Origin of the sequence: Heliophilum fasciatum (assembly GCF_004341395.1) — a bacterium.
In the GTDB taxonomy this organism is placed as follows: domain Bacteria; phylum Bacillota; class Desulfitobacteriia; order Heliobacteriales; family Heliobacteriaceae; genus Heliophilum; species Heliophilum fasciatum.
Genome location: NZ_SLXT01000005.1, coordinates 137,795 through 152,127 on the forward strand (window position 1 = coordinate 137,795; position 14,333 = coordinate 152,127).

The 14,333-nt window shown below is 50.0% G+C and carries 18 protein-coding genes, 2 tRNA genes and 1 other RNA gene; 15 read left to right on the forward strand and 6 right to left on the reverse strand.

Annotated features, from left to right (window positions below; genetic code table 11):
- Positions 1 to 143 precede the first annotated feature (143 nt).
- From EDD73_RS04060 to EDD73_RS14790, 5 genes are all read right to left on the reverse strand, one after another.
- Positions 144 to 228, reverse strand: a tRNA-Tyr gene (locus EDD73_RS04060).
- Positions 229 to 231: 3 nt separating this feature from the next.
- Positions 232 to 308 (reverse strand) — tRNA-Pro (locus tag EDD73_RS04065).
- A 99-nt stretch (positions 309 to 407) separates the two neighbouring features.
- Positions 408 to 737, reverse strand: an RNA gene (gene rnpB, locus EDD73_RS04070) — RNase P RNA component class B.
- 80 nt (positions 738 to 817) lie between these two features.
- Positions 818 to 2,068 carry a metallophosphoesterase gene (locus EDD73_RS04075; protein ID WP_131918498.1) on the reverse strand — a complete coding sequence of 417 codons (1,251 nt, stop codon included), beginning with the start codon at positions 2,066 to 2,068 and terminating at the stop codon, positions 818 to 820.
- A 125-nt stretch (positions 2,069 to 2,193) separates the two neighbouring features.
- The gene (locus EDD73_RS14790; protein WP_165876311.1) at positions 2,194 to 2,367 is read right to left on the reverse strand and encodes a hypothetical protein; all 174 of its coding nucleotides are present in this window, start codon (positions 2,365 to 2,367) and stop codon (positions 2,194 to 2,196) included.
- A gap of 150 nt (positions 2,368 to 2,517) precedes the next feature.
- On the opposite strand from EDD73_RS14790, the gene EDD73_RS04080 reads away from it, so the two are divergent.
- The 5 genes from EDD73_RS04080 (at position 2,518) to EDD73_RS04095 (ending at position 7,249) form a co-directional block, all read left to right on the forward strand.
- Positions 2,518 to 3,834: a globin-coupled sensor protein gene (locus EDD73_RS04080; protein ID WP_131918499.1), complete on the forward strand. Its 1,317-nt coding sequence runs from the start codon at positions 2,518 to 2,520 to the stop codon at positions 3,832 to 3,834.
- 156 nt (positions 3,835 to 3,990) lie between these two features.
- Entirely contained in the window at positions 3,991 to 4,113 is a 123-nt protein-coding gene (locus tag EDD73_RS15425; protein ID WP_264672907.1) for a hypothetical protein, read from the forward strand.
- An 88-nt stretch (positions 4,114 to 4,201) separates the two neighbouring features.
- Entirely contained in the window at positions 4,202 to 4,501 is a 300-nt protein-coding gene (locus EDD73_RS04085; RefSeq protein ID WP_131918500.1) for a hypothetical protein, read from the forward strand.
- Positions 4,502 to 4,942: 441 nt separating this feature from the next.
- Entirely contained in the window at positions 4,943 to 6,295 is a 1,353-nt protein-coding gene (locus EDD73_RS04090; RefSeq protein ID WP_131918501.1) for a PhoH family protein, read from the forward strand.
- A gap of 114 nt (positions 6,296 to 6,409) precedes the next feature.
- Complete coding sequence (locus EDD73_RS04095; protein ID WP_131918502.1) at positions 6,410 to 7,249, forward strand: hypothetical protein; 840 nt, start codon at positions 6,410 to 6,412, stop codon at positions 7,247 to 7,249.
- Positions 7,250 to 7,312: 63 nt separating this feature from the next.
- On the opposite strand, the gene EDD73_RS04100 is transcribed toward EDD73_RS04095, so the two are convergent.
- Positions 7,313 to 8,488 (reverse strand): class I SAM-dependent methyltransferase, encoded by a 1,176-nt coding sequence (locus EDD73_RS04100; RefSeq protein WP_243116789.1) that lies wholly within the window; start codon positions 8,486 to 8,488, stop codon positions 7,313 to 7,315.
- 151 nt (positions 8,489 to 8,639) lie between these two features.
- On the opposite strand from EDD73_RS04100, the gene rd reads away from it, so the two are divergent.
- The 10 genes from rd (at position 8,640) to EDD73_RS04150 (ending at position 14,317) form a co-directional block, all read left to right on the forward strand.
- Positions 8,640 to 8,798, forward strand: coding sequence for a rubredoxin (rd, locus tag EDD73_RS04105; protein ID WP_131918504.1), 159 nt, complete (start codon positions 8,640 to 8,642; stop codon positions 8,796 to 8,798).
- 132 nt (positions 8,799 to 8,930) lie between these two features.
- Positions 8,931 to 9,350 carry a ferritin-like domain-containing protein gene (locus EDD73_RS04110; protein ID WP_165876312.1) on the forward strand — a complete coding sequence of 140 codons (420 nt, stop codon included), beginning with the start codon at positions 8,931 to 8,933 and terminating at the stop codon, positions 9,348 to 9,350.
- A gap of 143 nt (positions 9,351 to 9,493) precedes the next feature.
- Positions 9,494 to 9,892 carry a 6-carboxytetrahydropterin synthase QueD gene (queD, locus tag EDD73_RS04115; RefSeq protein ID WP_131918506.1) on the forward strand — a complete coding sequence of 133 codons (399 nt, stop codon included), beginning with the start codon at positions 9,494 to 9,496 and terminating at the stop codon, positions 9,890 to 9,892.
- Positions 9,893 to 9,945: 53 nt separating this feature from the next.
- Positions 9,946 to 10,560 (forward strand): hypothetical protein, encoded by a 615-nt coding sequence (locus EDD73_RS04120; RefSeq protein WP_131918507.1) that lies wholly within the window; start codon positions 9,946 to 9,948, stop codon positions 10,558 to 10,560.
- Positions 10,560 to 11,321 carry a YkgJ family cysteine cluster protein gene (locus tag EDD73_RS04125; protein WP_131918508.1) on the forward strand — a complete coding sequence of 254 codons (762 nt, stop codon included), beginning with the start codon at positions 10,560 to 10,562 and terminating at the stop codon, positions 11,319 to 11,321. Before EDD73_RS04120 ends, EDD73_RS04125 begins: the two co-directional genes overlap by 1 nt.
- Before the next feature lie 49 nt (positions 11,322 to 11,370).
- Complete coding sequence (locus tag EDD73_RS04130; protein ID WP_165876313.1) at positions 11,371 to 11,721, forward strand: STAS domain-containing protein; 351 nt, start codon at positions 11,371 to 11,373, stop codon at positions 11,719 to 11,721.
- Between the two features lie 7 nt (positions 11,722 to 11,728).
- Complete coding sequence (locus EDD73_RS04135; RefSeq protein ID WP_131918510.1) at positions 11,729 to 12,340, forward strand: chemotaxis protein CheC; 612 nt, start codon at positions 11,729 to 11,731, stop codon at positions 12,338 to 12,340.
- Positions 12,341 to 12,383: 43 nt separating this feature from the next.
- Complete coding sequence (locus EDD73_RS04140; RefSeq protein ID WP_131918511.1) at positions 12,384 to 12,815, forward strand: ATP-binding protein; 432 nt, start codon at positions 12,384 to 12,386, stop codon at positions 12,813 to 12,815.
- Positions 12,816 to 12,905: 90 nt separating this feature from the next.
- Positions 12,906 to 13,109 carry a DUF1858 domain-containing protein gene (locus EDD73_RS04145; protein ID WP_131918512.1) on the forward strand — a complete coding sequence of 68 codons (204 nt, stop codon included), beginning with the start codon at positions 12,906 to 12,908 and terminating at the stop codon, positions 13,107 to 13,109.
- A gap of 155 nt (positions 13,110 to 13,264) precedes the next feature.
- Positions 13,265 to 14,317 (forward strand): HD-GYP domain-containing protein, encoded by a 1,053-nt coding sequence (locus tag EDD73_RS04150; RefSeq protein ID WP_131918513.1) that lies wholly within the window; start codon positions 13,265 to 13,267, stop codon positions 14,315 to 14,317.
- The last annotated feature ends 16 nt before the right edge of the window (positions 14,318 to 14,333 follow it).

A 14,333-nucleotide genomic window follows, 5' to 3' on the forward strand; every position in this document is an offset into this window, starting at 1 on the left:
ATTAGAGAGATGGAGAATAGAGAGAGGGTTAGGACCGGAGGCACTGCATGCTCCGGTCTTTACTTTTTGGTTGGAGAAGTAGAAGGTTGGGAATAAGCAGAAAACCCACACCACAGGGTGGTGCGGGTTTATCAGTTAAAAGATGGTGGAGGGGGTCGGATTCGAACCAACGAAGGCAGAGCCGGCAGATTTACAGTCTGCTCCCTTTAGCCACTCGGGAACCCCTCCATATGGTCGGAGCGACACGACTTGAACGTGCGGCCTCTACCACCCCAAGGTAGCGCTCTACCAAGCTGAGCTACGCCCCGAAGACATTTAATATATTATACGAAATATAGGCCTTTCGTCAAGAGTATCGATAAAAATAACCGAAGGAATTGCCTTCGGTTATTTTTGAGCAAGAGTGTGGCTGTAATCGAGATTCTGTTCCCGGCAAACCGGGCGATAGTCATTTGTCTAAGGAATGATAATTCCTTCCTGCTTACACAGGTGCCCCTACCCGCGGCAAAGCCGCCTATTTGGGTTGCACGCTAGTGGAGTTTACCCTTGCACTCTTCCGTCACCGGAAGACATCGTTTCTGTGGCACTTTATGGCTACTGGCCTCTGCGAACAGAGACGTTGGCCGTCGTCAGGTTACCCTGCCCTGGCTTGCACCAGGCACCATACTCCGTCACTTACGCGACGGGCGTGTCTCGAATTTCCTCAACTGTTAACACAACTGCGACTATCCGCCATACTCTTGCGGAATTACATTATAAACGGGCTTGTGACGAAAGACAAGAGGAATAAAATGGTTGCCTGAATATAAGAACAGGATTAGGCTTTGGCAGAGCGCAAGACAATCGTAACGATTTCTGCAGCACAGCCCAGGCGAAAAGGAAACCAGTGCCCCAATCCGCTGTGCACAAAGAGATGATGCCCTTTTTCTTCGTACCAACCGCGCATATAGGGATAAGCAAAAGCAAAGAGCGAACGGTCACCGACGCCGGCTTGCCCACCATGGGTATGACCGGCCAGGGTCAATGGGATGCCCGATTGTTGAGCTTCCATGAATCCATTAGGGTGATGAGTCAAAAGGAGCTTGAAGGTATCGGGAGAGGCACCTTCCAGCGCTTGTTGCAAGTACCGCTTGCGCACTTCTGCCGACGAGTCGCCATTGGTGCGCATTGGATAGTCAACGCCGACAATCTCCAGAGCCCCATTCGCAATGGAAGAACAGGAATTATCAAGAAGGTTGATGCGACTGGGACGAATGGATTCACGAACCAGCGTGGGATTGCGAAAGTGTTCGTGATTACCTAAGCAGTAATGAATGCCTAACGGTAGAGTGAATTGCTCGAAACGACGGACCGTTTCCGGTAAAAGAGTTAGATCATCGATTAAATCACCAGTGATTGCCAGAAGATCGGGCTGGCGATCTGCGATGAGATCAAAGGCAAAATCCAAACGATGAAGTGGAAAAAAGGTGCCAATATGCAGATCGGAAATGTGAACGATACGGAGCCCATCGAGTTCGCGCGGCAGAGCGGGCAAGGCCAAGGTGTATTCCGGTGTGCGAATACGTGTATCGCCGCCGATGACGCCCTCCGTAGCCAGGGCCAGCGAAGCGAGCGGTACCGCTTTAATCGTATGTTGCAACCATTCACGACGGGTAACATGACCGGGCTTGTGAACATGATCGTTGGGCAAGGGCTCCGGATGGAGCGATGCCGGCAGGGCCGTAGGGGCCGTAAGCGGTTCGGTCACTTTTTGCTGGGAAGGTTGCTGCCAACGAATCAGCAAGAAAACGAAAGGAATCAAAAGCAAAAAAATCAGCTGGCCAAGATTCCAAACCAAAGCCGGATAATAGAGCCAGCGTAACCAAGGTTCGGTACGCTGAAATCCGGAAGCTAAGCTATACAGGAAAGGTGCCCAAGCGAGGACGGCCAGGAACCAATAAAAAGTGCGATTTTTTCCTCGAAATGAAGGGATCCAGCGACACATCGCCAAATAAGTTGCATAGTTGACCGCTAAGAAGAAAAACAGCGGAAATAAACGAACGACTGAATAAAAAGGGGATTGGTTCAACAAAAAACCTCCTTATCAAGGTTTCTGAAGTAAGGCACGGTGGTCCAAGTATTCGACCTTATGGTGACAGAATCCTCCCCTACAGAGAAGGGAACCCTACCAAATCATTGGTAGGGCAGGAGGAATTAATCGTTTTCTAAAATCGGCAGAGCTCCGGGAGCTTGGGTTGGATTGGTTGTGCGCTTGCGCGGTGCTTTGACACCGGGCGCGATTTCCCCGGGTTGCCCGTATTTCTGATGAATTTTCTCTAATGCTTCCCGATCGAGTTGGTACGTAACTAAGCCTTTGGAAGATTCCATCTGTTCATTGCCTCCTTCATGCGGGATTATTTTTTCCTTCCCGGAAAGGGTTCATGCAAGTTACTGAAAAAGCAAGGATAGACTTCCTTCGTTCGTCAATATTCGATATAATAATAAATAGAGAATGGGATAAGCAAGGAGGGAAGGAATTTGTTCTTTGGTTTACTTGGTAGCAGCAACAAAGACACTAAGCCTGCAATGCAGCCTGCTTCAATGGGGAACTACAAGATCGAATTCCATAGCAGGGAAGCTCAGATCGCCCAAAAATTATTGAACCTGACAACGGCAGATTTGGCTTTGTTGATGGAATTGCGCCCGATCATCGAACCGCGGTTAGAGGAAGTTGCCGATAACTTCTATAAGAATCTGTTAGCGATTCCGGAAATGAAACGATTTATTGATGAGAATTCGTCGGTCGATCGGTTACGGAAAATGTTTATCGGTTATATGCGAAGCTTGTTTGTAACGCATGTAGATGATTCGTACATGCAGTCGCGGGAGCGCATCGGTCATGCCCACAACCGCATCAAATTGCCCCCTTATTGGTTTATCGCTGCGTACCAGGCGTTATTCAATGCGATTTTACCAATTCTTGACACTATTCGTGATCGAGCAAAAGTCATGCAGATCAACGCAGCACTGCGCCGGATTACCAATTTAGATCAACAGGCAGCATTGGCATCCTATATCAAAGAGTATTCAGAAGAATTGGATCAAAAAGCCAATGTGGAATCGGCGATGAATGAGTTGCAAAATCTGCAGGATCGCGTCAATGATTCCAGTCAGACGCTGGCAGCCACCGCTGAAGAAACGGCGGCATCGGCGGCGGAAATGGCCTCGGCGGCGCAACGTATCGCCCAAAATGCAGTGCAGGCCACTCATTTTGCCGTCGAAGTCAATAAACTGGCCGGTCAAGGGGAACAGCGCATTGAGCAAACGGCCCATGCCATCAATAACCTGAGTACACTGATTCAAGGCATGCAAGAAAAGATCAAGGCCCTTGATGCCAGCTCCGAAAAAATTGAGTCTATTGCCAGTGTGATTCAAGGAATTGCCACCCAGACGAACCTCCTGTCGCTGAATGCGGCCATCGAAGCTGCCCGGGCCGGCGAGTCGGGCCGCGGATTTACGGTGGTAGCTAACGAAGTCAAAAAACTGGCCGGATTCTCGGAGCAGTCGGTTCAGGAAATTGCCGAGATGATTCGGGTATCGCGGCAACATACCATGGAAGTCTCCCAGGCGATGATCCAGACCAGCCGGGCCATGCAATCGGCGTCCGATGAAGCGCAAGAAGTTGTTCGCAACTTCGGTGAGATCATTAAGTCGACTGATAACAATCAGGAAAAAGTGAAACTGATCGCCACCGAAATTGAAAGTTTGACGACCACATCGCGGCAGATCGAAGAAGCTTCCGATGAAGTGGCCCGCGCTGCCGAAGCACTTTCAGTGATGTCGATCAATCATTAATTTAACATAGCTACCAAGCCTCTTGTCTTGATTGACAAGGGGCTTTTTCTTTTCTCGATTGCATAGGCTTACGGTAAGACCGCGCTAACGTTGGCGCTAGGCAACTTCGGCCGAATGATCCCGGCAGCGTTGCCAGATCCCAGGGAGGTAGGGAAGATGGGGAACGGACTCGACGGAACGTTGTTTGAGTTTTTGCGAGTAGGATGGTGGATTTCCCATATCTTTTTTCTCATCATGATTTTTTATCTGGGCCACCGCTATTGGCCGACCGGTTCGTAAAAGAAACTAAAGATGAGAGTAACCACTTAGCCCCTTGGCTAATAAGATGTGTCAGGCAAGGCGATTTCATAAGAGGAGGCTTTGATCGATGGATGCAAAGAACGTCAAGGATGCCATCCAACAACTGCTGAATCAGAAAAAAGGGACGATCTCGGTCGATCCGGAACAAGAAAAACAAGTTCGTCGCATAACTGAAAAACTTCGTCAAAAAGAAAGTTTGACCGATGATGACCGAAGCAATGCTGTTGACTTGGTCAGCCAGTTTTCGAAGCACGTCTCTCCCCAACAAGCCAAGCAGTTGCGGGGGCTCATCGACCAGCTTATGAGCAAGAACAAAGTCTCAGAAAAAGATCAAAAAGCCTTGGAACAGATCAAAAAGATGCTCTAGGCTAGGGAGGGACACAGCATGGGCTACTGTGGTGTTTTTTCGAATCGTCAACAAGTGGTAGGCTTGATTCTCACGTTAATCGTTATCGCTGCATTTTTCCCCGGGATTTTCGAAGATCGCTGCTGTTAGGGAATTCGGAAGGAGGAAACGACAATGAGTCATCAATTTTTTAGTAACGATATTGTGGCATTGGCCATTTTGATCATTATCATTGCGATTTTGGGTACCAGTTTCTGTGGCCGTCAGCATCATGGGGTCTGCAACGAGTAGAACCCTGCATTGGCTGAGAAAGGTCCTTTGCGGTGGGCAAGGGACCTTTCTTGCCCGTTCAAAAAATTAACGAAAAAATCGAACAATTTTCATGATGGGATCTAGGGGGAGCGATAAACTTGGTCATGCACCATACATAGAACGTTGGGAAAAAAGAGGAGGCATTTGCTATTGCGTAACCAAGCGAAAGTAAAGACTTATATTCTGGATACGAATATCCTCTTACAAGACCCCCAAGCGATTTTTGCTTTTCAGGAAAATGAAGTGGTCATACCTGCCGCTGTGATTGAAGAACTGGACAGTAAAAAGCATCTTCAAGACGAAATTGGCCGTAATGCCCGGGGGGCTACCCGGCTGTTGGACTCCCTGCGTGAACAAGGTCATCTGCATACCGGTGTCGGGTTACCGCAAGGTGGCGTGCTGCGGGTGGAGCTTAACCATCGCGAGGCCGGTGAGGCTTTTCCAGTTGCTTTTCGTACACCGACGAATGATAATCGGATTCTTGCCGTTGCTTTTAACTTGCAAGCGGAACGGGATGCCAAAAATCCGCGTAATCATCCCGTCATCATTGTGTCCAACGATACCATCGTACGGATCAAAGCTGATGTGATGGGCATCGCCGCCCAAAGCTACAAACGGGATAAGGTCATCGGTTATGATCATTTGTATATGGGCCATCGCCAGATTGAAGTTCATCCGGCACTGATTGACGGGGTGTACCGGGAACGGGAACTGGCCATCGACGGTACCGAATTAGCCGATGCCGAATGGTATCCCCATGAGTTTTTAGTGCTCAAAAGCAAAGTCGGGACGGCGCATTCGGCAATTGTACAGGTTAACCAGACCGTCGATGCGATCGGTTTGTTACCGAAAGAGATGGCGCCGGTTTGGGGAATTGTGCCGCGCAATCTGCAACAAAAACTAGCCTTACAATTGCTGATGGATGATCAGATTCCTTTGGTGACCCTTTGCGGCAAGGCCGGTACGGGCAAGACGCTTTTGGCACTGGCGGTAGCGTTGCATAAAGCCGGCGATCAGCAGCAGTATCACAAGATCTTGGTTTCGAAACCGACCGTAGCGATCGGCAAAGATCTCGGTGCCTTACCGGGTGAGCTCGATGACAAACTACGACCTTGGATGCAGCCGGTTTATGACAATCTGGAATTCCTGATGGGTAACAAACGCAATCTGGCACGGGATTTGATGGGCGAGCGAGGATTATTGCAGGTCGAAGCCTTAAGCTACATTCGCGGGCGAAGCATCCCCCATCAATTTATTATTGTCGATGAAGCCCAAAATTTATCGAAGCACGAGATTAAAACGATCGTTTCCCGCGTTGGTGAAGGAAGTAAGATTGTGTTGATGGGCGATCCCCAACAAATTGATGCTCCCTACTTGGATGAAACGAATAACGGGTTAGTCTATGTGGTCGAAAAGTTTAAGTCCCAAGGGATTGCCGGCCATGTTACATTGACCAAAAGCGAGCGTTCCCCGCTGGCCCAGTTGGCGGCTGATCTCCTGTAGGTTGCGCCGTAACAACGGTGCTCTCATTGCTCAGGAGGAACGGAAGCCGGGCGATGCGCATACACTAAAGCAGTTCCGTCATCATCTTGACGGAGGGACCGGAGGTGTAGAGGTATGCGCACGGCCGCATGGTCATCGTCATCGAAACGGCGCGCTCAAGGGAAGTCAGGAACAGGCGGCACCAAAAAGCGCAGTGCTGTTTTGACCAAGGCTAAACCAGCGCACCCCAAAAAAAAGAAAAAATCCGTAGAGCGGGCCAGTGATCAACATAGGGAAACGCAACAGCAGGATTGGTTCGTCGGAGCCGGAACAGATGCAGCTGCCGTAGAATTTGAACCTTCCTTGTTGTTCCGTGAAGACGAGGAACCCGAAAAAAGCGGTAAGATGGCCGAACTGGGCAAGATGCTCTATCGCAATCTGCAGAACATGAATTTGGATCAAGTGTTGACGGAAGTCAATCGCTTAAAGACGAACGCAGAGAAAGTTGAGGTTTTGCTGCGGGAAGCCGATCAAGCGATGAATTCCTTGGTCGGTGCTGCAAGTTACCTGGGAATCAAGCCGAAAGAGGGCACCTGGGCCTATAATCGCTATCGCCGTGTGCCGGTGGTGCGCTCTTGGCCTCGCCATGAAGCGCGGCAGGAAGTGATTGAACAGGAAGTCATTGAACAGGAAGCACAAATCACCGAAGAAAACGTGCATATCAATGAAGCCGCCGAAGCCACCGGTGACAGTTCGTCATCGTTTGATCTTTCCAGCATCCTCGATATGGCGAGCTTGCTGATGGGCGGAAGCGGTGATGCCGGTGACGACGATGAAGCAGCACCGAAAGCCAGCAAGAAAAAACCGGGAATCACTTCTTTCATCACGCCGGGGTTAATGGGGGAACTGCTCAAGACGCCGGGCGTACAGAGCATGTTGATATCGGCTATCGGATCGTTCTTAAAAAAGAAATAATTTTTAAACCTAAAAATACCAGACGATCCTTTGGCCGATCGCCTGGTATTTATGTGTAGACCATTATCGGGGCATGATCGTTAACCCTTTGAGCTGCGCGGGAGCGAGGCCTTTCGATTGGATGAGTACCCGGAATGTTTCGCCCATACCGCCGGGAGCGATGATTTTTTTCAGTGTCTGATGACGGTTAAAATCATCGAGATTCATGTCCGGCTTGACCGCCATGTCGGCCGGTTCAAGCAAGTTGATCAAAAGCCACATCTGATTAGTTAAACCAAGGTTTTGCCATCCCAACGCATGGCCAAGGGTTTGCAGTGCTGTAAAGTCGATATGCGCAGTGATATCCTTTTGTCCAAGGGAAGTCAAAGGATCACTGTCGGCACGATGGCGATGGTAACACATCAGCGTGCCTTGATAATGGGAAGCTCCGTAGAGCAAGGTCGCTGGATGGCCATAGTCGATGGTCAAGATAAAGCCTTGGGCCAAGATGCGATCAAAGGCATGAAGATAATCTTCCATGGCGGGGTGGATCTCGGCGATTTGTCCTTCTTCCAGTTGGACATGCTGGGCAACCAAATGTTTTTGATACCAGTCAGCCAGGTCCGGTCGTGATAGGGGGCCCCGTTGCCAGGCAAAGCCGGGGGGGCTTTCTTGATCGGTTACATAGAGCTCGGCCAGTTGCCCCTCATGCAGGATCAAGCGGTGACAAGGCAAGGCATCGAAAAACTCGTTCGTTAGCACACAACCGGTCAAGCGACCCGGCAGTTCTTCCAGGGTGGACCATCCATAAGTGCCGCCGATGGCCGTTTGCGCTGATTCATAGGCACGAAAATTGGATACACTGGCTAATGTGGATTGCTGGACTTGCCTGAGGCGTGGGCTGATTTCGATTAAGTGGTAGATCACCGCTTGCGCCAACTGCGGAAACGCATCAATGCCCATCAACAGGGATGCTGCCAAACTGCCCCGTCCGGGACCGCATTCGATCACATGAAACACCGGAGGTTGACCCGCTTGCTGCCAAAAGTCATGAATCTGGCGGGCAAGTAATTCGCCAAAGACGGGACCGACTTCCGGTGATGTGAAGAAATCGCCTTGCAAGCCAATGGGGTTGGTGCTGGTTGTGTAGTACCCATATTGAGGATGGTAGAGGGCTTGTTCCATAAAGTCATGAAAGGGGAGCGCGCCGTTCTCGCGGATTTGAGCGGCGACGATGGCGGTGAGTGGAGATTGATCCATCACGTATTCTTCTTCCTCCCTGTAGTGATGGCAGTATCATACCATGGGAGTGAAGAAGGCGCCAAGTTTTGCGCAGGTTGGCAGGAGTTTTTCAATGATCGGCGAATAGGAGCATGGCACGAATATTTGTGGTTGAAAGGTGGTTTTTTCAGTGAAAAAGTATGGTTGTTTAGTTTGTGGGTACTTATATGATCCGGCAAAGGGTGATCCGGAAAATGGCGTCGACGCAGGTACAGCTTGGGAAGATGTTCCTGAAGATTGGGTTTGCCCGCTCTGCGGCGTCGGTAAAGAAGAATTTGAGCTTGTCTAAGGTCTACACCTAAAAAAGTGCCTGATCACGCCGATCTTTTGCTCCGGTGCCTTCCGGGTTCATGACAGCGATTTCCCCGATCATGCTGCTCGAAACCAATGCTAATTTTATCAACAACACAGGAGGGCAATCATGGATTTGATCAATGTCGTTACCCTAGGTGTTACCAAAGGCACGGTCGTGGAAGATATGGTCAAAGCAAATTTCAATGGTGAAACGATGGAAGTCGGTCTTTACTTGGCCATGGCGCGCCAAGCGCAACGGGAAGGATTACCGGAGGTGGCCGAAGTCCTGAAACGCATTGCCATCGAAGAAGCCGAGCATGCGGCTCATTTCGCTGAATTAAACGGTATGATTGACGAGTCGACCAAAGTGAACATTGAAAAGATGCTGGCCGGTGAGATCGGTGCCAACAAAGGCAAAAAAGCAGCGGCTACAGAAGCGAAGAAGGCCGATATTGACGCGGCCCATGATTTCTTTGATGAATCTTCCAAAGATGAAGCCCGTCATGCTCAGATGCTTAAAGGATTACTTGATCGTTACTTCAAGTAAACCTTATATTGATTCGTGGCAACAGAGTCCGTTGGGGCTCTGTTTTTTTATTTATAGAAGCGAACCCTTGAAAAGTTGGCATCCGGTGCGCGCCTAGTGTAGAATAAAGTGAGATGATTCCAACAAGAAGGAGCGAATTGACAATGTATGAGCTTATCGTTCAAAGTCACTTTGATGCAGCTCATTTTTTGCGTGACTATCCTGGCAAATGTGCGAATGTGCATGGCCATACCTGGCAAGTAGAACTGGCTGTCGGTGGAACCCAATTGGATTCACTGGGCATCTTGGTCGACTTTTATCAGTTGAAAACCCAGTTGAATAAGGTCTGTGACAGCCTGGACCACCGTATGATCAATGAGCAGGAGCCTTTTTTAACGCAAAATCCTACGGCGGAAAATTTATCACGCTATTTCTATGAGTCTTTAACGGCATGGCTGAAAACCGCGTACCCCGGGAATGTGGTTCGGTATGTACGGGTATGGGAGTCGCCGAAAGCATCGGTTCGTTACATACCGGAAGGAGCGGAAGGATTGATTCCTTAGCCATTTTTCTTGCGGAGCGACCCGAAAAAGCAGAGATCACCGAGGAGAACATGATGTTAACCTATGAAGATGTGTGGGCGGATCTGTTGGATGCGCTGGAAACTGAAAAACTCGATGTACTTGAATTTCAACATTTTGTGGAAACAGCCAGTTGTTTGCGCGAATTTCGCTGCACGGTGCAATGGCCGGGAGCAGTGAATGGTCCGGAAATCCGCGCGGAAGTGGCCTTTGTCTGGGATGCACTGATGACGGCCCATTCGCTTTATGGGTTACCGACCCCAACGGAGACTACCGGTGTGTCCCGTGGTGTTTTTCCGACGGTCATGGGCAGTGCCATCGCCGGTGACCGTGATGAATTGCCGCCCAGTATGTTGGAATTGGAAATCAAGTACTATTTCCCCACCAAAGACTTCCAGTCAGCGGGATTCGTGACGCGGGCGGTACAAGGCATCATCATGGGGATTATCGATCATCACAATTTTCCGGAAGTGAATTTTGAGATCTCGGTGGCTACGGACCAGCAAGTAACGATTCATCGCGCTTATGCCTTTTATCGTTGGCGATTGCACCTGAACAAAGATCACTTGGACACCATGGGCTTATGCCGAGAAATCGCCCGGGTGCTTCAAGCGTTAGCTCATTCTGAGTATTTTAAGGAGTCCTACTGATGGGTACGGTGGAATTGGCGGCCCGTCTGTTCCCGCAGGGCCAGGGATATGATGTGCCGGCGGCATCGAATGACGCCACGGTAGCCGATTATGTAAGGGCTGTGGAAGCTTTTTGTGCTGATGTCGCCTGGACGCGGCTGCGCGGCAAGGAGCCGGGACGTCTTTGCGCCGGATGGGCGGACTGTGAAGGGTGTTCGGGCTGTTGCCGGGAACGGATTCCGCTGACGATTGCTGATGCGATCAACTTGGCACGAGCTTGGCAAAAGCAGCGGGGGCAATCGTCGGAACCTGTCGCTTGGACGGCGGTGCTAGAGGCGTTAGGGCAGTGGGCCGAGGTGGAAGTCATCGACGGCGCTGTCGATATCCGGCTCCGCCGTGATGAGCAAGGTTGGTGCTTGTTCTTTGATGGCGCCGCAGGGCGTTGCCGTGAGCACCCATGGCGTCCCTTGGTTTGCCGCACGTTCTTTTGTACGGTTTCTTCCCATCGTGCCGATCGGCTTCGCCAACGCATCGTGAATGCCGGTGAAGATGAACTGGTACGGCAACTTTGTCTGGATCATGCTTGGTGCGATAAGCATGGTGTACAGCGGGAAGACTATCAAGAAACGGCCTGGAGTGTAGGCGAGGTGAATCGACTTGACTTGCCGTTGGCATGGACAAACTTGATTCCGTTGCGTTCCTTTTCTCAACATCTCGGACTGCGTAACCTAGGCTTGTCATCGTTAACTGATGATGGTATTCTAAAAAAAAGTAGTGAATGATCTGTCGATAAATAAATTAAATAACCATAATAAAAAGGGGTTGCCGCTTGTGCTGGAGGTTCAATCGAGAAAACAAGGAACCTGCGATGTGTTGGATGTCAGTGGAGAGATCGACGGGATTGGCTTAGAGGAGTTTAAGGAAGGATTGCTGAAAGCTGAAGAAGCAGGCGACGGGGCAGTGATCTTGAACTTTACGGAGGTCGTCTTCATCAGCAGTTCCGGGTTGGGTGCATTAGTTGCTTTCTATAAGCGCTTGCGGGCCAAAGATCGACAACTGGCTGTTTATGGTTTGCGCGATGTAATTCAACAGGTTTTTGAGATTGTACGTCTGAATAAAGTGATTACGTTGGCAGGGTCGGAAGAGGAAGCCTGCAGGCTGGTTCAAGCCGTAAAGGAGTGACGCATCCATGAACTTTCTCAGCCTGACGCCGATGCAAATGGATGCATTGCGTGAAGTCGGTAATGTTGGGGCGGGCAATGCGGCAACAGCACTTTCGGAAATGGTGGGTCGGGCCATCGATATGAATGTGCCCGCGCTGGGGATTGTACCTTTTTGTGAGGTCTCTGAGCATATGGGAGGCGCAGAAACACTGGTCGCCGGTGTTTATATTTGCGTGACTGGGGAAGCACCGGCCAGTATGCTTTTTGTGCTTCCGCTTGATTCGGCGTGCGGGCTTGTTGATATGTTGATGGGACGCCCCATCGGGACGACGGTGACCATCGGCGAGATGGAGGAATCAGCGTTAAAAGAGATCGGTAATATTCTGACCGGCACCTATCTCCGAGCGCTGTCGATGTTTACCCAGATCACTTTTGAACAGTCGGTGCCGGCACTGGCAATTGATATGGCGGAAGCGATCAATAGTGTTGTCTTGGCGATGGTGGCCGATGTTGGTGATCATGCCTTGCTCTTGGAGACGGAATTTAAAGGGGCTGCGCAAAACATCAAAGGATCGCTTTTTTTAATTCCCCAAGAAGGAACGTTGGAAAAGATTTTGGCTTCCTTGGGCTTGGCCTAAGGTGCGTAGGAATAGGCGAGCAGGGAAAGGGAGCGTTGCGGCCATGAAGCATACGGTTGCCATGGAATTAACAAGCTGTTTAGCGTTAGTTGACCGACTGCACGAGCAATTGCAGGCCGTTGGTACGAAAATGGGCTGGTCAGCTGAACAGGTTTTTGGTCTTAAATTGGCAACATCGGAGGCTTTCAGCAATGTCGTGCGCCATGGTTACCATGGGGAATGCGATGCGCCGATTGAAGTTGTTTTTGAAGCCCAAGCAGATGGTATCGAGATTTGCATTCGTGATCAAGGGTGTCCTTTTTGCCTACAGGAGCAGACCGTCCATCTGGTCGACCCTTGGAGCGTAGGCGGTCGAGGGATCTTTTTGATTTTCAGCTTAATGGATGGGGCTCGTTCAGAGCGCATCGGTGATTGGAATGAACTGCGCATGTGGAAAAAGTTCAACAATACCAATAAATCCAGCGGCTGTGCCTAAGACCGGGGAAATATTTGCGTAGCGTAGATGGCTCCTGTATAATGGCATGTGTCGGATGGTAAGAAACCGGAGTTATAGGAGGAACAGGACATGTTGGTAAAGGAAATGACGATCAGTGAAGTAGTGGGCAAGTACCCACAAACGGTGCCGGTCTTTATGAGCTTTGGTATGGGATGCCTTGGTTGTTCAGCTGCTCGTTTTGAAAATATCGCCCAAGGCGCCGGTGCTCACGGGATCGATATCGAGAAATTGATGGTCGAGTTAAACAAAGCAGCCGGCTTTAACGCAGAATAGGTTTATTGTTGGTCAAAAAGCAACTCTTCGGTGTAAGGGTTGCTTTTTATTTTATTTAATTTAATTTTGAAAGGATTGTTGTTAATCGAGGACGAAAATGTAAATTTATCATAGGGTTGTTAAGCGATCGGCAAGAGCAATCGAGGGGGATATATATGCGCCAGGTAGGAATTGACTACGTAACGATCGGTGATGTATTGGCGCGTACCATCTTTTCATCGGACGGCAAAGTACTGCTTGGCCATGGAGTGGTGTTGTCCGCTGGTTTTATTACACGCTTGCGTGATTTGGGGATTACGGCGATCTATATCCAAGACGAACGCTTGGCCGATATCCGGGTGGTCGACTTGATCTCCGAACGCACGCGCCGGGAAGCGATGCAGGCGCTGAAAATGACCACCGACATGATTAAAAACGGCAGGCAGTTCGACGGCATGCGCATGAAAAAGTCCGTATCGTCCGTGGTGGAAGAAGTGGCGAGCAGTCGTGAGGTTCTAATTAATTTGATCGATATTCGCTCTAAAGAAAACTGGCTTATGTCACACTCGTTGTCGGTTTCCGTCCTAGCGACAGTGTTAGGGATGAATTGTGGGCTCGAGCAAAAACGGTTAGTTGAGTTAGCTATGGGGGCCATGCTCCATGATGTGGGTGTGACAGCCTTACCGGCAGGGTTGCTAGCGAAGGATGAAGCGTTATACGATGCCGCTGAGGTGACCAAGTATCGTGAGCATGTACCGGAAGGGTTTAATTTATTGCGCCGGCAGTTGGAAGTACCGTTAATGAGTGCTCATGTCGCCTACCAGCATCATGAGAATGTGGACGGTTCCGGTTATCCGCGAGGGCTTAAGGGGCATGAGATTCACCTTTATGGCCGGATCGTAGCCGTAGCCGATGTGTATGATCGATTGGTCAACAAAGGTCGCAAGCGCGTGCTCCCCCATGAAGCTTGTGAAATCTTGATGGGCTTAACGGGACGCTATTTGGATCAGGAACTGGTCACTATGTTTTTAAAGTCCGTAGCGACCTATCCGACGGGAATTTCGGTACGGTTATCGACAGGAGAAATCGGCGTGGTTGTCGGACAAAATGCTTCCTTGCCGATGCGCCCCATCGTGCGTGTCTTGGAAGAGCGACGCCGCGTTATTGATCCGAAGGAGTATAATCTGATGAAGGATATGACATTGTTTATTACGGAGGTGTTGCAATAAGCACCATTAGGGTAAG